This window comes from Devosia sp. 919 (genome assembly GCF_013185965.1).
In the GTDB taxonomy this organism is placed as follows: Bacteria; Pseudomonadota; Alphaproteobacteria; order Rhizobiales; family Devosiaceae; genus Devosia.
Map to the genome: position 1 here is coordinate 1,835,386 of NZ_JABAOL010000001.1, position 16,800 is coordinate 1,852,185.

Below are 16,800 nucleotides of genomic sequence, written 5' to 3' on the forward strand. Positions count from 1 at the left end.
CTCAGGCCTTCTCGGGTACCTTTTCCCCCGGACCGGAGGCCGCGAAGATCAGCCGCTGCAGCACGATGAACAGGAACAACAGCACCCCGATGACGATCTTGGTCCACCAGCTCGAAAGCGTGCCATCAAAGATGATGTAGGTTTGCACGAGCCCCAGCAGCATCACGCCCACAAGGGTTCCGACCACAAAGCCATAGCCACCCGTCAACAGCGTGCCCCCGATCACCACCGCGCTGATCGCGTCGAGTTCGACGCCAACCGCCGCCAGCGGATAACCGGCCGAGGTGTAGATGGAAAACACGATCCCCGCCAGCCCGGCCATCGTGCTCGAGAGGATGTAGATCAGCACCGTCGTGCGCGCCATCGGCACCCCCATCAGCGCCGCCGAAGTCGCATTGCCGCCAATGGCATAGACATAGGAGCCGAACTTGGTGCGATGCGCGAGCACCGCGCCCAAGGCGAAGATCCCGAGCATTAGGAGGCCGATAAAGCTCAGCCGCCCGCCACCGGGCAAGCGGATGATGAGGCTTGTGAGCCAATCCACAAACGGGTGGTCGATCCCCACTGAATCCTGGGTGATCACCGAAGCGCCACCACGGGCGAGGAACATGCCCGCGAGCGTGACGATGAACGAGGGCACCTGGAGGAAATGGATCGCCAGCCCCATTGTGGCGCCGAACGCCGCCGCTACGCCCAGCGCAATGGCAAAAGCCAGCACTGGATGCAGCCCCATCCAGGTAATCAGCACGGCAACAAGCACGCCGGTAAACCCGATCACCGCGCCCACCGAGAGATCGATGCCACCCGAGATGATCACAAAGGTCATGCCCACCGCCGCAATGCCCAGAAACGCATTGTCGGTGAGGAAATTGCCCAGGACGCGCGTGGAGAACATCCCGGGGAACTGGAGCACGGCCAGCCCATAGGCAACGAGGAAAATGACGAGGGTGGCGAGAAGCGGCCGGAGACTGCGATTCATGAGGTCTTGACCTTGGGCACGGCCACCAGCTTGCGCGGCATGACCCGGCCGGCGAGCGGCGATTGCACCAGCAGGATCAGGAAGATCATGCCAGCCTTGACGATGAGGTTGAACTCGGGCCGGAACCCGGAGACGAGAATGCCGGTGTTCATGGCCTGGATGATGAGCGCCCCCACCACCGCCATCGGCACCGAAAAGCGCCCGCCCAGCAGCGACGTGCCCCCGATCACGACGGCCAGGATCGCGTCGAGTTCGAGCCACAGCCCGGCATTATTGGCGTCGGCACCGCGAATATCTCCAGTGACGATCAGCCCGGCGATCGCGGCGCATAGTCCCGAGAGGGCATAAACAAAGAACAGCAGCATGCGGCTGCGAATACCCGAGAGGCTCGCTGCGGCGCGATTGACCCCGACAGCCTCGATGAAGAGCCCGAGCGCGGTGCGTCGCACCAGCAGCGTCACCCCCACCATCAGCACCAGCGCAATCACTGCCGCCATGGGGAAGCCGAGAAACGAGCCGGTGCCGATAAAGACCAGCAGGGGATTGTTGAAGGTGACGATCGAGCCTTCGGTGATCAGCTGGGCAATGCCGCGCCCCGCCACCATCAGCACCAGCGTGGCAATGATCGGCTGGATGTTGAACACCGCCACCAGCAGCCCGTTCCACAACCCGCAGGCGAGCCCGAGCCCCAGCGCCGCCGCCACGGCAATGGGCGCCGGATAGCCTGCCACGACAAGGCTCGCCGCCGCCGCGCCCGCGACGGCCATGATGGCGCCCACCGACAGGTCCACCCCCTTGGTGGCGATCACACCCGCCATGCCGATGGCGAGAATGGCAACTGGCGCCCCGCGATTGAGCACGTCGATCAGGCTGCCAAAAAACCGCCCGTCCTGCCAGGTGATGCGAAAGAAGTTGGGAAATAGCAGCCAGTTGATCAGCAGCACCCCGACAAGGGCGAGGAGCTGCGGATTGGCGAGGCGGTTGAGTGACTGGCGGATCATGCCTCCTCTCCTTCCTTGTGGTTGGCGATGGCCTGCACGATCACGGCCGGGCTCATTTGCTCGCCATGCAGTTCGGCTACGAGTTCACGGTCGCGCATGACGACGATACGCGAGGAATAAGCGACCACTTCGTCGAGCTCGGACGAGATCACCACCAGTGCCATGCCATCGTCGCGCAGGCGGTTGATGGTGCGCACAATCTCGGCATGGGCGCCCACATCGATGCCGCGCGTGGGCTCATCCAGGATCAGGAAGGCCGGATCGGTCGCGAGCCAGCGCGCGAGGATCGCCTTTTGCTGGTTGCCGCCTGACAGGAGCTTGATCGGCATGTCGAGGGAAGCGGCGCGGATATCGAGCGATTCCCCGAACTTGCCGGCAATCTCGAGCTGCTCATCGCGGCTGAGCGCGGTGAACCACCCGAGCTTGCCCTGAAGCGCAATGACAATGTTTTCGCGCACCGACAGATCGCCGAAAATGCCCTCGATCTTGCGATCTTCGGGCAGGAAGCCAAATCCGTGATTGATCGCATCCGTTGGGCGATTGATGACGAGCTGCACGCCTTCCATCGACACGCTGCCTTCGTCCGCAGCATCGGCCCCGAACATGATGCGCGCCATTTCCGTGCGGCCCGACCCCAGCAGGCCCGCGACCCCGATCACCTCGCCCTTGCGGATGGTCAGGTCGAAGGGATGAACGCTGCGCTTGCGGCCATAGCCCTTGAACTCCAGCAGCACCTCGCCGCGCGCCCCATCGGCCTCAAGGCTGGTGGCACCGGAAAAGGCGATATCCTTGCCCAGCATCAGGCGCACCACTTCGCTGCGATTGAGCGTATCGATGTCGCGCGTGCCCACGAGCTTGCCGTTGCGCAGCACGGTCACGCGATCGGCGATGGCAAACACCTGCTCGAGGAAATGGGTGATGAACACCACCGCCATGCCTTGGGCCTTGAGCCCGTTGATGACCTCGAACAGCCGCTCCACTTCATTGCGGTCAAGGCTCGCAGTGGGTTCGTCGAGGATCAGCACCTTGCCCGAAAGCTCGACCGCCCGGGCAATGGCAACGATCTGCTGCACCGCCACCGAATGGGTACCCAGCTCGCTGCCCGGGTCGAGCGCCAGCCCATAGCGCGCCAGCACCACGCGTGCTTCGCGCTCCATGCGGCGCCGGTCCACCAGGCCCCATCGCGTCGGCTGGTGCCCCAGGAATAGGTTCTCGGCGACCGAGCGATTGGGCAGGAGATTGACCTCCTGATACACCGTGCCGATGCCATGGGTCTGAGCGTGCTGCGGATTAGCCAGCACAATTGGCCGCCCTTCTGCGAGGATCCGCCCGCCATCGGGCTGGTAGGCGCCGGTGAGGATCTTGATCAGCGTGGATTTGCCGGCGCCATTCTCACCCAGAAGCGCATGCACCTCGCCCGCGCGCAGGCTGAAATCGACTTGGTCGAGCGCCAGGTGATTGCCGAAAATCTTGGTGATACCGCGCGCTTCAAGCACATAAGGGCCGTCTGACAAAACCGCCTCCTGGTTCGGCCGACCCGCTTGGATGAGCCGGTCGGCAGCTCGCCGGCCCGGTCATGGGTCTGACTTGCACCCCGACGCGGAGCCGGGATGCAATTGCGATGCGATCAGGTCAGTAACCGAGATCCTTGCGGCGCTCGTATTCGCCCTCGGGATCGTTCTCGGCGGTATAGAGCTTGGACTCGGTGATGATGAACTTCTCGGGCTCGGTACCATCAGCCCAGTAAGCGGCCAGCGCATCAAAGGCCGGACCGGCCATGTTTGGCGTCAACTCGACGGTGGCATTGGCTTCGCCGGCCGCGATAGCCTGGAAGATGTCGGGCACGGCATCGATCGACACGACCTTGATGTCGGTGCCGGGCTTGAGGCCGGCATCCTTGATCGCCTGGATGGCGCCAACCGCCATGTCGTCGTTATGAGCGTAAACGGCGCAGATATCGGCGCCATTATTGGACGACTTGAGGAAGGCTTCCATCACTTCCTTGCCCTTGGCGCGGGTAAAGTCGCCGGTCTGGCTCTGGCCGATGGTGATGTTGTCGTGGCCGGCAATGGCTTCTTCAAAGCCCTTCTTGCGGTTGATCGCGGGCGTGGAGCCAACGGTGCCCTGCAGCTCAACGACATTGCAGTCCTCGTCGCCAACATTGTCGACTAGCCACTGGCCGGCCACACGGCCTTCTTCCACCTGGTCAGAGGCCACGGAAGTGAGGTACAGATCCTCAGGGGCATCGACGCCCCGATCGAGCAGCACAACCGGGATCTCGGCTTCCTTGGCTTCGGACAGCACGTCGTCCCAGCCGGTCGCCACCACTGGCGCGACGAGGATCGCGTCAACGCCCTGGGCGATAAAGCCGCGAATGGCCTTGATCTGATTTTCCTGCTTTTGCTGGGCATCGGCGAATTTGAGATCGACGCCGCGCGCTTCGGCTTCCTGCCGGGTCACAGCCGTTTCAGCCGCGCGCCAGCCCGATTCCGAACCGATCTGGGAAAAGCCGATGACCTTGCCGGAAACATCCTGCGCCAGGGTAGCGGAAGACAAGGCGGTAGCGAGGCCTGCCGCGAGGGCAAGCTTGGTAATGATGTTCACTGGTAACCTCCCATGTGCCAGTCGCGGCGTATTCACCTGCGACGGTGATGCACTCCTACTAAAAGTACTATTATATGTAAAGTGGGTTGAGGGGCCGCTCTGCAGCAGACCCAAGTAACTGGCTAGGCCTATACTTCCCGGGCAGAGAGCAGAGGGTGAGCCCTCACTTCACCTGGGTGCAACCACACCAGTTTTTTGTCCCGGACATGATCTTTCCCCAAAGCACCGGCAAAGGAGCATGGACGAGAGACTCGCCAAACCGCCCGGCCTGAGGAAAACCCATGAAGCTGCTCCCCTTCGCGGCCATTGTGCTGACCATGATCATGCCCGCCCAGGGGCAGGAGCAATCGGCTTCCTGGGTTGAGCAGAAATGCGGGGCTTACCAGGCAGCCTGGACGGATGCCGTCGCCGCTGCCGACGAGACCCAGGTCAACTATGCCTTCATTGCCGCCAACGAGAACTTCATCGCCGGTGGCTGCACCGAACCGGTGGAGGCCTGCCCGCGCTCGCGGGTGGAACTGGACATCGCCAATGCGCTCACGCTGGCAATGATGAATGCCGGGGCGGCAAGCACCTTCCTGCCCTTCCGTTGCCCGGTTGAACCGACGGACAATGGCTGGTCCGGCCCAGGCCTGTAACGTCGGGCCGGTCGCCTGCTTCCGGGCTAGCCGACTTTTCGCGCCGTCCAAACCATGTGACGCGCCCCACGCCCACCAGAGCGAGCCCGCACCCGGTTCTCCTCGACACTGGCAAAGCCCGAGCCCTCGAGGCGGCGCGTGAACTCCGCGCTGGGATGGGCTGACCACACAGCCAGGACCCCGCCCGGACGCAATGCCGCCCGCGCCGCCGCCAGTCCCGGCCGGCTATAAAGCGCATCATTGCCTTCCCGGCTGACCCCGTCAGGGCCATTATCGACATCGAGCAGCACCGCGTCATAGGCGTTCTTCCCCGCTCCGATCAGCCGCCGCACATCGGCCTCGACCACGCTCACCCTAGGGTCGAGGAGGCAATCACCGAAAACCGGCCCCAGGGGCCCATGCGCCCAGGCAATCACCTGCGGCACGATCTCGGCGACGGTAATCCGCGCATCCGCATCGAGCAGCGTGAGCGCTGCCCGCAGCGTGAACCCCATCCCGAGCCCGCCGATCAGGATATGGGCCTTGGGGCGCGCCTTGATCGGCTCGCAGGCAAGCCGCGCGAGTTCTTCTTCGGAGCCGCTGAGCCGGCTATTCATCAGCTCATTGGTGCCCAGCATGATGGAATATTCGTCCCCGCGCTGCATCAGCCGCAGCCGCGTGTCACCACCCGGTACGCTGGCGGTATCAAGCTCGATCCAAGGCTTCATCGGCGGCCCGTCCTGGCTGGTGCAAACGGCAACGCTGCCGCGGCAGGTAGCCCGGACAGACCTGTCCGGGCACGGCGACAACCAAGGCGGTGTCATAGGAGCCGTACCCCGCAAGATCAAGCAGGGCCGTTTTAAGACTCACTCGCCAAGCTTCGCGAAGTCCAATGCCATCAGTGGCTTGACTGCTAGACCGGATTCTCTTGCAGAACTTACTATGAACGTTGCCGGCCATTGTCCGCTCTTCTTGCAACCAGCCGGTTGCCATGCGGCGCCTTAGCGGCCAAAATGCCGCAGCGTCAGTTCGTTCAGGAGGAATATCAATGAATTCAAGCGCCAAGACCAGCATGGGTCGCCTATCCACCCAAAGCCTGCTCGCTGGAGTAGCACTGGCCGGCCTGCTCGCCATGCCCATGCTTGCCTCGGCGCAAGAAACGCCCGTCGAGATCCCCAAGGGTCAGAACGAGCTGTTTTCCTCTCGCGTTGTGTCCACGGCCCTCAGCAATCCATGGGCCATGCGCTGGGGTCCCGACGACCAGATTTGGGTCACCGAGCGCACCAGTGGAGAAGTTACTCGCGTTGATCCCGAGACCGGCAACCAGCAGGTGCTGCTGACCCTTGATGACGTCTACACCGGCGTGCAGCACGAGGGCCTTCTGGGCCTGGCGCTTCATCCTGAACTGCTTCAGGGCACCGGCAACGACTATGTGTATCTGAGCTACACCGTCAACAACGGCACGGCCGAGGAGCCCGATCCATCCGCCCGGATCGTGCGCTACACCTATGACGAAGCCACGATGCAACTGAGCGACCCCACGGTCCTCATCGAGGGGCTGCCGGCCTGGAACGACCACAATGCCGGGCGCGTCGTCATCGGTCCGGACATGAAGCTCCACTATTCCATCGGCGAGCAGGGCGCCAATTTCGGGCGCAACTTCCGCCGCCCCAACCTCGCTCAGGCTTTGCCGACCGCCGAGGAAGTCAGCGCCGAGGACTGGCACACCTATTCGGGCAAGATCCTGCGCATGGAACTCGACGGCTCCATCCCCGAGGACAACCCGGAGATCGACGGCGTGCGCAGCCACATCTACAGCTATGGCCACCGCAATCCGCAGGGCATTGCCTTTGGTCCTGATGGCACGCTCTACGAAGCCGAGCATGGCCCCTCGAGCGACGACGAGCTCAACATCATCCAGCCCGGCGGCAATTATGGCTGGCCCAATGTCGCCGGCTTCAAGGATGACATGGCCTATTCCTATATCAACTGGAGCGAGGCCCCGTCCGATATCGAGCGCATCGTTACTCCAGTGCCCGACACGGTCCCGCAAACGGCTGAAACCGAGTTCGAGGGCGAGATGGTGGATCCGCTCGCCACCTATTTCACCGTCGACAGTGACTTCCCCTTTGGCGAGCAGTGCGGCTTCATCTGCAACCCCACCATCGCCCCCGCATCGGTGCTGTTCTACGAAGCCGGCGAGAACGGCATTGCCGAGTGGGACAATTCCATCCTGATGCCGACCCTCAAGCATGGCGTGCTCTACGTCCAGCATATGAGCGAAGACGGCAAATCGGTCGATGGCCTGCCCGAAGCCTGGCTCGGCAGCCAGAACCGCTATCGTGACGTAATCATCGCCCCCAATGGCCGAGATGTCTTCATCGCCACCGACGCCTTTGGCTCCGTCGTCCAGCTGTATGGCGACGAGCTGACCACGAGCGTGCTGCACAATCCCGGCGCGATCCTTAAGTTCACCTATGGTGGCGAGGAAGGCAGCGTGATTGGCACCGCCGGCGACGTGCCAACCGACGCGCCTGCGTCCGAAGCCGTGCCGCCTGCCGGTGGCCCCGAGGAATGGGAGAACCCGGCCAATCAGGGGACCGAAACGGCACCCGCGGGAGGCGCGGCTCCCGATAATGCTGCCGCCGCACCGGCCGCCGGGGCAGGGGAGGCCGATCTTGCTTCTCTCGTCAGTGCCGGCCAGCCTAAATTCGTCTCCACCTGCTCGGCCTGCCATGGCGTCAACGGTCAGGGCGGCGCCGGCGCAGTGCTTGCCGGCAACCAGAACCTGGCCGATGCCGGCCATGTCGCCTCAACCGTGATCCATGGCTTGGGCTATATGCCACCCTTTGGTGATGAGCTCAGCGACGAGGACATCGCCCAGATCGGCAGCTATATCCGCAATTCCTGGAGCAACGACTTCGGGCCGCTGACCATCGATGAGGTGGCCGCCAAGCGCTAGTCGAGCTGCAACCGTGACGCAAAAGGCGGGAGCAATCCCGCCTTTTCTTTTGCTCAACTCGGCAACGCCGCCTCGACCGCCGACTTGTCCAGCACCGACGAGACCGTTTTGATCTGCCCATCCTCGAATCGGTAAAACACGTGCTCCGCGAATTGCACCCGCCGCCCATTTACCGGCCGCCCGAGAAAGCTCCCGCGTGGCGTGCAGTCGAACCACAAGCGCGCCGCCACATTGGCCCCCTCGCAGACCAGCAGGTCGATTTGGAACCGCAGATCCGGGATCTGCCGAAAATCCTCCTCCAGCATCGCGCGATAACCCGCCAGCCCGAACGCCCGCCCGTTATGGCTGACTTCCGCATGCACGAACGTGCCCAGCCGCTCCCAGTCCTGGGCATTGAGGCAGTCGATATAGCGCCGATAGATCGCCCCCAGATCGTCACCCGCCATCGCCCCCTCCCAGCTAGACGGCGCCCGCAGCCTCAACCCGGCTCTGGGCCTGCCCAATCGCCGCGCCGAATTCAGCCGGCGTCGGCGACTCGGGAAAAGCCGGAACGCCCTCGGGCAGCATCACCCAGGCTTGCTTGCGGCTGGTCCACAGATGCGCGACCGGCGCAATCGCCTGCCGCTCGTTCAAGGTGCCAGCGCGCAGGAACACCATGCCCGGGAGCACATCATTGCGGTTGAAGAGGCGCGTATGGCATTCCCGGCAGAACAGTTCTTCGGAAACCATGCCCTCGATCTTGCGCCGATAGGCGTCCAGTTCCCCCTCGCATTCAAAGCTGGCGGCGCGGACCATGGCGTGTTCCGCAAAGGCACTGCCGCTGCGCAACTGGCAATCGAGGCAGTGGCACGCATAAACATGCACCGGCTCGTCCGCCGCGATCCTGTAGGTCACGGCCCCGCATTCGCAGCTTCCGGTTTTCGGCATCTATACTGGTCGTCCTGTCAATCTACGGCGCCCGCTAACGGGCGAGCGCTCTTTAGCCCTGGAGAATGGCAAACAACAGCCGCAGCACCTGCCCGAACCCCACCAGCATCAGTGCCAGCGCTAAGTCGGTGAGCAGGGTGTGAAAGCGCGTCACATCAGGCACATCCCGCGCCGAAAAGGCGCGCAGCAGCGCCAACAGCGCCAGCACGCCCGCCGCGAAAAAGAAGGTATAGATCAGGATCTGCGTGAACATGCGGCTGTCTCCTCTCGGGTGGCCTGTTTTCGCACGCTCCGCCGCCGAGCACAACGACCAGCCCCGCAGGCGCTCAGGCGCCGCTCACGCCACTCCGCCTCAGGTCGGGTGCGCTTCGGGTTCTTCGCTGCCGTCCTCGATCTCGCTTTCAAAGGCGTCGAGCGCATCGGCCACTTTCATTGCCACGGTCGGGCTCGCATCGCTTTCCGACTTGGCCTGCTCATAGCTGGTCAATTCCTGCGGCGAGATCCCCGCGCGGGCGGCGAGGTCATCAAGGGTGATGCCGAGGCGTTCGCGCCGGTCCCGGTCGGCAACGGGCGAGTGGTCGGTGAGGGGAATGCGCATCGCGGCCATGATCGTCTCCAGAGATGAAAAGCTGGACCTCAACGTGGTAGGCCCGCAAGCGTTTCCCCTTATTCCCTCACGCCTTGAGCTTGGGCGAGCGGCCATACAGCAGCAGCATGGCCACGATCACCACGCCATAGATGATCTGCCGGCCATATTCGGCCATCTGCATCACCGACAAAATTGATTGCAGCAGCGTGATCAGGATCACCCCTGCCACCGTGCCCAGATAATTGCCGCGCCCGCCCAAAATCGAAGTGCCGCCCAGCACCACGGCGGCGATCGCCGGCAGCAAATAGGCATCCCCCATCGATTGCGCCGCCTTGCCGCCATATCCCGCCAGCATCACGCCCCCGAGCGCCGCGAGCCCGCCCGAAAGCGCAAACGCCACCATCACCACCCGCTGGGTGGGGATACCCGAAAGGTAAGCCGCGCTTTCCTTGTTGCCGATGGCATAAACCGAGCGTCCAAAAGTCGTGCGCTGCAGCAGGAACACCGCCAGCGCTCCAGTGATGGCCCAGCCGATCACCGCATTGGGAATGCCCAGGATCGGATCGCCCGTTGCAATGAAGCGCATCGCGGCTGAAGCCGAGTCGCGCGGCGACGAGCCCCCGGAATAGGCCACCATCAGCCCTTGCGCGACCGCGTTGACCGCAAGGGTGATGATCATGGACGGGATGCGCAGATAGGCAACGCCCACACCATTGACGAGCCCCAGCAACACTCCGCACAGCACCCCAAATGGAATGGCGAAGAACTCGCCCATCGGCCCATAGGCGGCGGCCGCCGAAGCCATCATCGCCCCCACCGTTACCGTCCAGGGCACCGACAGGTCGATCTGGCCCAAGAGGATCACCAGCATCATGCCGGTGGCAATGATGCCCAGGAACGCCCCCACCTTGAGTTGCTGCAGCAGATATTCTGGCGACAGGAAGTTGGGGGAATAAAGGCTCCCCACCACCAGCAGCACGATGATGCAGCCAAAGGCAGTCAGCACCGGCAGATCGAGGCTTTGCCGCAGCGTGCTCCACCGGTCGGCGGGAGCGGAATGCGCCTGGATGCTCATCGCGGCCTCACGAAAACAGGTCGAGCCGGTTGCGAACCTGGAACAGCCGGGCCGAACCGAGCGACACCGCCAGCAGCAGCACAATGCCCTGGAACAGCGGTTGGTAAAGCGGATCAAGATCGAACACGAACAACAGATCGCCGATGGCGCGGAAGGCGAGGGCGCCAAAGATCGCGCCGATCGCCGAGCCACGCCCGCCAAACAGCGACACCCCGCCCAGCACCACCGCGGCGATGGCATAGAGCGTGTAGGTGTTGCCGTTGGAGAGCGAGGCTTCGCCCGAATAGGTGAAGAAGGTCAAAAAGATCCCGCCAATCGCTGCTAGGAGGCCCGAGAGCACATAGGCAAGGAACTTGGCCCGCCGGATCGGCATGCCCGACATATAGGCGGCCATCTCAGCCGACCCGACCGCATAGGCGGCGCGCCCCAGCACCGAGCGCTGGAATGGCACCCAGATCACCAGCACGACCCCGAGCAGCACGACGAGGCTCGTCGGGACAACGCCGAACAAGCGCCCGGTGAGCGCGTCGGCCAAGCCGGAGTTGAAGTTGGGGCCGGAGCCGGGAAAGGGTCGCAGGATCAAGGCAATGCCGAAATAGACCGCCCCCGTGGCGATAGTCGCGACGATGGGCTGCAAGCGCCCGAAGATCACGATCAAGCCATTGATCGCCCCGCATGCCACGCCCACCAGCAGCGTGGCGCAAAGCCCGAGCCCCGTTTCCCAACTCGTGCCACCCAGGAGGTACGAGGCCACACAATTGGCGAGAATGAAGATCATCCCGACCGACAGGTCGATCCCGGCAGTCAGCACCACAAAGGTCTGCGCCATCGCGACGAAGGCCAGCAAAACGCCCTTGTTGGCCGCGGTCTGCACCACATTGGCGGTGAACCCCGCGGGGTGGTTGGCGACATAGAGCGTGAACATCGCCACAAAGATCAGCAACGCCAGGAGCGTGCCGCGCTGGGCCGCGAAATGAAAGCGCCAGTCTCTCATACTTGTGCCGGTGCGCCGGCCTCCCTCGTCATTTCCACGTTGAGGGCACTGCCGATCAGCGCGCGCTCGGTGATCTCCTCGCCCACCAGTTCGCGCTTGATCGCGCCGTCATACATCACCAGCACCCGGTCGCAGCAGCCGATCAGCTCGTCATAATCGGTGGAGTAGAGAATGATCGCCGCGCCCCCATCCGCCAGCTGGCGCAACAGCTGGTAGATTTCCTGCTTGGTGCCCACATCGATGCCGCGGGTGGGATCATTGAGGAGGATGATGCGCGGCTGCCCCATCAGCCATTTGGCAATCACCACCTTTTGCTGGTTGCCGCCCGAAAGCGCTCCCACCGGCACTTCGGTGCTGGCCGTTTTGATCGCCAAGAGCTTGATCATCTCGTCGGCCGCTTGCCGTTCGGCCCCCTTGTCGATGATGCCGGCATGGGAAATACGGCTCATGCTCGCCAGGCTCAGATTCTCCAGCACCGACATGGGCAGCATCAGCCCCTCGGTTTTGCGATCCTCGGGGATCAGCGCCATGCCGACCGGCGGCGCCTTGGCGGCGCGCGGACCGGTGAGCTTTCTCGCTTGCCCATCGACGAGGATCTCCCCGCCGGTGCCGCGCAACACCCCGAAGAGGGCGAGCAGCAATTCGCGCTGCCCCTGGCCGTCGAGCCCCCCAAGCCCAAGGACTTCGCCGGGCCGCACGCCAAAGGAAATGTTGTTGAGCCGGTCGGTCCAGGTCAGGTTCCGCACAGCCAGCACGGGCCTGATCGAAGCGGGCAGGGGCGCCGGCTTGGGCGGAAACACATTGGAATATTCCCGCCCGATCATCATCTCGATGACTTCGCTGTCGCTGCGCGTGCCCGCCGCAAAACTGGCGACCTTGCTGCCATTGCGAAACACCGTGCAGGTATCAGCCAATTCGGCGATCTCATGCATGCGGTGCGAAATATAGAGCAGTCCCAGCCCCTCGCTGCGCAACCGCTTGAGCACGCCAAACACCTTGGCGACGTCTGCCGCGGTCAGCGCAGAAGTGGCTTCATCCAGGATCAGCAGCCGCGGCTTGCGCGCCAGCGCCTTGGCGATCTCCACCAATTGCCGGCGCGACAGCGGCAAATCCTTGATCAGCGCCAGGGGATGGATGTCCTCGGCCCCCGCCCGGGCCAGGGCCGCTTCGGCCAGCCGCCGCTGCTCGCGCCGGTTGATGAGCCCGAACCGTGTCGGCGGGTTGGCGGCAATGATGTTGTCGGCCACCGAAAGCTCGGGGATCAGCGACAGTTCCTGGAAGATGCAGACGATCCCCGCCGCATTCGCCGCCCCCGGATCGGGAAAGCTCACCGGCCGGCCATCGAGGAACATCTGCCCTTCGTCGGGCGCCACCACCCCCGACATGATTTTGATCAGCGTCGACTTCCCCGCACCGTTTTCGCCGAGGATAGCGTGCACGCGCCCGGCCTCGACCACGAGGTCGGCCTTCTCCATCGCCCGCACGCCACCATAGCGTTTGGATATCCCTTCCATGCGAAAGAGCGGAGCGGTATTGTCCATGTCACCCCCAAGCCATCCACCGGGTGCGGGAGCCCGAAGGCCCCCGCAATAGGCCCTTACTGATTGCCTTCGGTCTGGCTCATGATTTCCTGCGCGCTGAAATTGATGCCGCAGGTGGGGAAGGAGTTGCCGACAAAAAAGTTGTCGGATTCGGCGGTGTAGAAATTGGTGCCGTCAACGAAGTTGGGATCTTCAGTGATGTCGAGCGGCAGGTTGATCGCCTGCGGGATCACCTTGCCGTCGAGCGCATCGATGGCGGTCTTGATCGCCACGGCGACCTGCGCTGGCCCCGAGCCCGCCGAAGAGCATTTGAGCCCATCGGTCGAATATTGCGCGCAGAACTTGCGGAACCCGTTCTCGGTTTCCCCGCCAAAGGGGACCATCGGGTGCTTGGCATCGAGCATGGCCTGCACCACGCCGGTGTCACCGCCCTGCGCGGTAATGCCGTCGAACTGGCCATGCACGGCAAAGGCGTCGGCCGCGGCTTTCTGGGCCACGCCATCGTCCCACTTGCCCACGACCTCGACCACTTCAAAGGTCTTGCCCGAATTGGCGAACACTTCGTGGATGCCGTTATGGCGATCGGTATCGACCGAAGTGCCGGCGACCCCGCGTACTTCCAGGATCTTGCCGCCCTCGGGCAGGTGCTGCACCAGCCAATTGCCCCAGAGCTCGCCGAGGCCCTTCTGGTCAACATTGACGTTGATGGCATCCTTGGTGTCGAGCGTATTGTCGAACGCCACGAGGATCACCCCGGCATCCCTGGCGCGCTTGATCACCGGTGCAAAAGCCTGCGGGTTCTGCGCGTTGACAACCACGGCGTCGTAGCCGGAATCGATGAAGTTGTTGATGGCCGAAATCTGCGCCGCCACGTCCTCGCCGGTGGAAACGACCTTGAATTCCTCCAGCCGCTCGGCGACTTCGGGCTGCGCCGCATAAGCCTTGGCCGTCTGGATCATCTGGATGCGCCAGGTATTGGCGACATAGCCATTGGCCAGCGCGATGCGATAGGGGCCGGTTTTGGCGGGAAACTGGAAGAACTGGGTGTCTTCCGTGGTGGGCACGTAGCATTGCGCGTCGTCGGACGGGCCTTCGACGATCTCGGGCTGCGCGGCAGTCAGCCCGGTCGAAAGCAGCAAGACGCCGATAGCCACCGAAGTGGTGCGTAGCATGTTCATTGTCTCCTCCCAGAGAACTTTGGCTTGCGCAAAGGTCGGGGTCTCGGCGGCCGGGTTGTTGTGCACTGGTTTGCCAGCATCCACCCGTTTCCGCTCGCCCCGGAGGCTTGCGCAGAATCATGCTAACATGCCGTTTTGGGGCCTGCGAGCCCCCGTGAGCGACATTTGCAACACGAGCCGCCCCCGCGTCTTTCGCCCTCATCGGCCCGGCGCGACGGGCTGCCGCGCTGTCCATGTCCCCGGCAAATCAACAGCGGTGCCATGGCCGAAAGCGACCTTTATCCTCCCCTCAAACGCTTCATGGAAAAACAGGGCTTCACCGTCAAAGGCGAGGTCAATGGCTGCGACCTCTTGGGTGTGCGCGAAGGCGAGCCGCCCGTTCTGGTGGTCTGCGAGCTCAAGCTGAGCTTCAATCTCGAACTCGTGCTGCAGGGCGTGGATCGCGCCCCCGCCTGCGACGAAGTCTGGCTCGCCGCGCGCCTCTCCAAGGCGGGCAGGGGGCGCGAAGCCGATGCGCGCTATCGCAATCTCTGCCGTCGCTTGGGTTTTGGCCTGCTCGGCGTCTCGACCTCGGGAGCGGTCGAGGTGCTGGTGGCTCCCTTTGCCGCCACCCCGCGCCGCAACCCCAAGCGCCGCTCGCGCCTCCTTGACGAGCATCGCCGCCGCATCGGCGATCCCAACAAGGGCGGCGGCAACCGCCAGCCCATCATGACCGCCTACCGGCAGGATTGCATCGCCTGCGCCCAGGCCATGCTGGCCGGGCCCCAGTCACCCAAACAACTCAGGACGGTTGTCGATCGCGCTCCCATCATCCTGCGCCGCAATGTCTATGGCTGGTTCGTGCGTGAAAGCCGGGGCGTCTATGGCCTGACCGAGCTTGGTCGCTCATCTGTTTCACCGGCCGACTAGGGGCGAAGCCCGAACCACATTCGTCAAGTTTGCCTGCCGCGCAGCGAGGGAACAAGCCGGGCCGTGCGCCGTTCATCCGCCGTTCACCTCATTAGGCGCTTTGTGCGCTCAGGGCGGAATCGCCCCCCAAACTTAAAAGGACATCGCGGCAATGAAATCAAAATTGCTAAGGGCTGCCTTGAGCAGCATCATGCTGGTTGGCATGGCCGGAGCCGCACTTGCCGCGCCCGCTATTGCCACCGCCAACGTTAATGTTCGTTCCGGTCCCGGGACCGATTACTACGCTGTCGATACGCTGCGCCGTGGTGATCGCGTTGATGTCGAAGGCTGTCGCGCCGGCTGGTGCTATATCGAGACCCGCCGCACCGAGGGTTGGGTTTCCTGGCGCTACCTGGCCGAACGCAACCGTCCTTCGCGTCCTGCCACCGTGTTCCAGTTCGATTTCGGTGCGCCCCCACGTTGGGAAGCCCCGCGCCATCGTCCAGGGCGTGACTGGGACGGTCCGCGCCGCCCTGATCGTGACTGGGACGGCCGTGGGCCTGGCCGCGGTGACGGCCGCGGCGATGGCCCGGGTCGCGGTGATGGCCGTGGCGACGGTCCGGGGCGTGGCGACGGCCGCGGTGATGGCCCAGGCCGTGGCGATGGTCCGGACCGCGGCAATGCCGGTCCTGATCGTCCGCGCGATGACGGCGCCAAGTGCACTTTGGGCATGCCCAACTGGCCCAATTGCGACCGTAGCTAAGAAGCAAAACAGCCGCGCCCCACTCGGTGGCGCGGCTTTTTCGTGCCTCTTGCACATAGCAGGTGATCCGCTGCTAACCCGCTGATTTACAGCATATTTTCCCTTCATTCTTATCAACCATCGGTGACGGAACAGGCTTCACGCCGCCGCCATTAATGCTGGTGTCGACCTCACGAGGCGCCGCTTGCGCCAAGGGCGCAAAGCGCTCGTAACCAAAGAGGACACTCCGGCAATGAAATCGAAATCGCTACCCGCCGCCTTAGGCGGCTTGATGCTCTTCGGCATGGCCGGAGCTGCACTTGCCGCGCCCGCCGTGGCGACAACAAACGTCAATGTTCGAACCGGACCTGGGACCAACTACGCGCCAGTCGCCGTCCTGCGGCAAGGGGATCGCGTCGAGGTCGATGGCTGCCGCCGCGGCTGGTGCTACGTCGAAACCCGGCGCACCGAAGGCTGGGTTTCCGGCCGTTATCTGGCCGAACTGCGGCGCCCCAGGGTGCCCGCGACGGTGTTCAGCTTCAATTTCGGCCCGCCGGATTGGAATCCTCCCCGGCCGCCGCCACGTCCTCCTGGCCCTCCTCCGGGACCGCCTCCTGGACCTGGACCTGGACCGGGACCTGGACCTGGACCCGGACCTGAACCCGGACCCGGACCTGAACCCGGACCAGGACCCGGACCTGGA

17 protein-coding genes are annotated in these 16,800 nt (G+C 63.8%); 4 read left to right on the plus strand and 13 right to left on the minus strand.

Annotated features, from left to right (window positions below; translation table 11 throughout):
* Position 1: 1 nt before the first annotated feature.
* From yjfF to ytfQ, 4 genes are all read right to left on the minus strand, one after another.
* Positions 2–979, minus strand: coding sequence for a galactofuranose ABC transporter, permease protein YjfF (gene yjfF / locus HRQ64_RS08845; protein WP_172123023.1), 978 nt, complete (start codon positions 977–979; stop codon positions 2–4).
* The gene (locus tag HRQ64_RS08850) at positions 976–1,980 is read right to left on the minus strand and encodes an ABC transporter permease (protein ID WP_127752737.1); all 1,005 of its coding nucleotides are present in this window, start codon (positions 1,978–1,980) and stop codon (positions 976–978) included. The genes yjfF and HRQ64_RS08850 overlap by 4 nt, the downstream gene beginning before the upstream one ends.
* Complete coding sequence (locus tag HRQ64_RS08855; RefSeq protein ID WP_172123024.1) at positions 1,977–3,494, minus strand: sugar ABC transporter ATP-binding protein; 1,518 nt, start codon at positions 3,492–3,494, stop codon at positions 1,977–1,979. Before HRQ64_RS08855 ends, HRQ64_RS08850 begins: the two co-directional genes overlap by 4 nt.
* 118 nt (positions 3,495–3,612) lie before the next feature.
* Positions 3,613–4,584 (minus strand): galactofuranose ABC transporter, galactofuranose-binding protein YtfQ, encoded by a 972-nt coding sequence (ytfQ, locus tag HRQ64_RS08860; protein ID WP_349236688.1) that lies wholly within the window; start codon positions 4,582–4,584, stop codon positions 3,613–3,615.
* Between the two features lie 281 nt (positions 4,585–4,865).
* Between ytfQ and HRQ64_RS08865 the strand changes: the two genes are divergently transcribed.
* Entirely contained in the window at positions 4,866–5,222 is a 357-nt protein-coding gene (locus HRQ64_RS08865) for a hypothetical protein (RefSeq protein ID WP_127752740.1), read from the plus strand.
* A gap of 26 nt (positions 5,223–5,248) precedes the next feature.
* Here HRQ64_RS08865 and HRQ64_RS08870 read toward each other — a convergent pair whose 3' ends face one another.
* Positions 5,249–5,929, minus strand: a complete 681-nt coding sequence (locus HRQ64_RS08870) for a hypothetical protein (protein WP_172123025.1) — start codon at positions 5,927–5,929, stop codon at positions 5,249–5,251.
* A gap of 320 nt (positions 5,930–6,249) precedes the next feature.
* Here HRQ64_RS08870 and HRQ64_RS08875 point away from each other — a divergent pair, with 320 nt between their 5' ends.
* Positions 6,250–8,163: a glucose/sorbosone family PQQ-dependent dehydrogenase gene (locus tag HRQ64_RS08875; protein WP_248308198.1), complete on the plus strand. Its 1,914-nt coding sequence runs from the start codon at positions 6,250–6,252 to the stop codon at positions 8,161–8,163.
* A gap of 53 nt (positions 8,164–8,216) precedes the next feature.
* Here the strand turns inward: HRQ64_RS08875 and HRQ64_RS08880 are convergent, their stop codons facing one another.
* The 8 genes from HRQ64_RS08880 to HRQ64_RS08915 all read right to left on the minus strand — a co-directional run bounded on the left by HRQ64_RS08880 (position 8,217) and on the right by HRQ64_RS08915 (position 14,461).
* Positions 8,217–8,609, minus strand: coding sequence for an ester cyclase (locus HRQ64_RS08880; protein ID WP_172123026.1), 393 nt, complete (start codon positions 8,607–8,609; stop codon positions 8,217–8,219).
* A 13-nt stretch (positions 8,610–8,622) separates the two neighbouring features.
* Positions 8,623–9,057, minus strand: coding sequence for a GFA family protein (locus tag HRQ64_RS08885; RefSeq protein WP_210258530.1), 435 nt, complete (start codon positions 9,055–9,057; stop codon positions 8,623–8,625).
* An 85-nt stretch (positions 9,058–9,142) separates the two neighbouring features.
* Positions 9,143–9,343: a hypothetical protein gene (locus HRQ64_RS08890; protein ID WP_172123028.1), complete on the minus strand. Its 201-nt coding sequence runs from the start codon at positions 9,341–9,343 to the stop codon at positions 9,143–9,145.
* A gap of 99 nt (positions 9,344–9,442) precedes the next feature.
* Entirely contained in the window at positions 9,443–9,697 is a 255-nt protein-coding gene (locus HRQ64_RS08895) for a helix-turn-helix transcriptional regulator (RefSeq protein ID WP_172123029.1), read from the minus strand.
* A 67-nt stretch (positions 9,698–9,764) separates the two neighbouring features.
* Positions 9,765–10,754: an ABC transporter permease gene (locus HRQ64_RS08900; protein WP_172123030.1), complete on the minus strand. Its 990-nt coding sequence runs from the start codon at positions 10,752–10,754 to the stop codon at positions 9,765–9,767.
* Between the two features lie 7 nt (positions 10,755–10,761).
* The gene (locus HRQ64_RS08905; RefSeq protein ID WP_172123031.1) at positions 10,762–11,748 is read right to left on the minus strand and encodes an ABC transporter permease; all 987 of its coding nucleotides are present in this window, start codon (positions 11,746–11,748) and stop codon (positions 10,762–10,764) included.
* Positions 11,745–13,289 (minus strand): sugar ABC transporter ATP-binding protein, encoded by a 1,545-nt coding sequence (locus HRQ64_RS08910; RefSeq protein WP_172123032.1) that lies wholly within the window; start codon positions 13,287–13,289, stop codon positions 11,745–11,747. Before HRQ64_RS08910 ends, HRQ64_RS08905 begins: the two co-directional genes overlap by 4 nt.
* 56 nt (positions 13,290–13,345) lie before the next feature.
* Positions 13,346–14,461, minus strand: coding sequence for a sugar ABC transporter substrate-binding protein (locus HRQ64_RS08915; RefSeq protein WP_248307017.1), 1,116 nt, complete (start codon positions 14,459–14,461; stop codon positions 13,346–13,348).
* Between the two features lie 267 nt (positions 14,462–14,728).
* Here HRQ64_RS08915 and HRQ64_RS08920 point away from each other — a divergent pair, with 267 nt between their 5' ends.
* Entirely contained in the window at positions 14,729–15,376 is a 648-nt protein-coding gene (locus HRQ64_RS08920) for a DUF2161 family putative PD-(D/E)XK-type phosphodiesterase (RefSeq protein ID WP_172123034.1), read from the plus strand.
* A 151-nt stretch (positions 15,377–15,527) separates the two neighbouring features.
* Positions 15,528–16,118, plus strand: a complete 591-nt coding sequence (locus tag HRQ64_RS08925; protein WP_172123035.1) for an SH3 domain-containing protein — start codon at positions 15,528–15,530, stop codon at positions 16,116–16,118.
* Positions 16,119–16,800: the final 682 nt, after the last annotated feature.

Coding starts and splice junctions, on each gene's coding strand:
- HRQ64_RS08920 (WP_172123034.1), top strand. CDS start 14,729: ATGGCCGAAAGCGACCTTTATCCTCCCCTCAAACGCTTCATGGAAAAA.
- HRQ64_RS08895 (WP_172123029.1), bottom strand. CDS start 9,697: ATGGCCGCGATGCGCATTCCCCTCACCGACCACTCGCCCGTTGCCGAC.
- HRQ64_RS08850 (WP_127752737.1), bottom strand. CDS start 1,980: ATGATCCGCCAGTCACTCAACCGCCTCGCCAATCCGCAGCTCCTCGCC.
- HRQ64_RS08915 (WP_248307017.1), bottom strand. CDS start 14,461: ATGCTACGCACCACTTCGGTGGCTATCGGCGTCTTGCTGCTTTCGACC.
- HRQ64_RS08880 (WP_172123026.1), bottom strand. CDS start 8,609: ATGGCGGGTGACGATCTGGGGGCGATCTATCGGCGCTATATCGACTGC.
- HRQ64_RS08925 (WP_172123035.1), top strand. CDS start 15,528: ATGAAATCAAAATTGCTAAGGGCTGCCTTGAGCAGCATCATGCTGGTT.
- HRQ64_RS08900 (WP_172123030.1), bottom strand. CDS start 10,754: ATGAGCATCCAGGCGCATTCCGCTCCCGCCGACCGGTGGAGCACGCTG.
- HRQ64_RS08875 (WP_248308198.1), top strand. CDS start 6,250: ATGAATTCAAGCGCCAAGACCAGCATGGGTCGCCTATCCACCCAAAGC.
- HRQ64_RS08865 (WP_127752740.1), top strand. CDS start 4,866: ATGAAGCTGCTCCCCTTCGCGGCCATTGTGCTGACCATGATCATGCCC.
- yjfF (WP_172123023.1), bottom strand. CDS start 979: ATGAATCGCAGTCTCCGGCCGCTTCTCGCCACCCTCGTCATTTTCCTC.
- HRQ64_RS08905 (WP_172123031.1), bottom strand. CDS start 11,748: ATGAGAGACTGGCGCTTTCATTTCGCGGCCCAGCGCGGCACGCTCCTG.
- HRQ64_RS08890 (WP_172123028.1), bottom strand. CDS start 9,343: ATGTTCACGCAGATCCTGATCTATACCTTCTTTTTCGCGGCGGGCGTG.
- HRQ64_RS08910 (WP_172123032.1), bottom strand. CDS start 13,289: ATGGACAATACCGCTCCGCTCTTTCGCATGGAAGGGATATCCAAACGC.
- HRQ64_RS08870 (WP_172123025.1), bottom strand. CDS start 5,929: ATGAAGCCTTGGATCGAGCTTGATACCGCCAGCGTACCGGGTGGTGAC.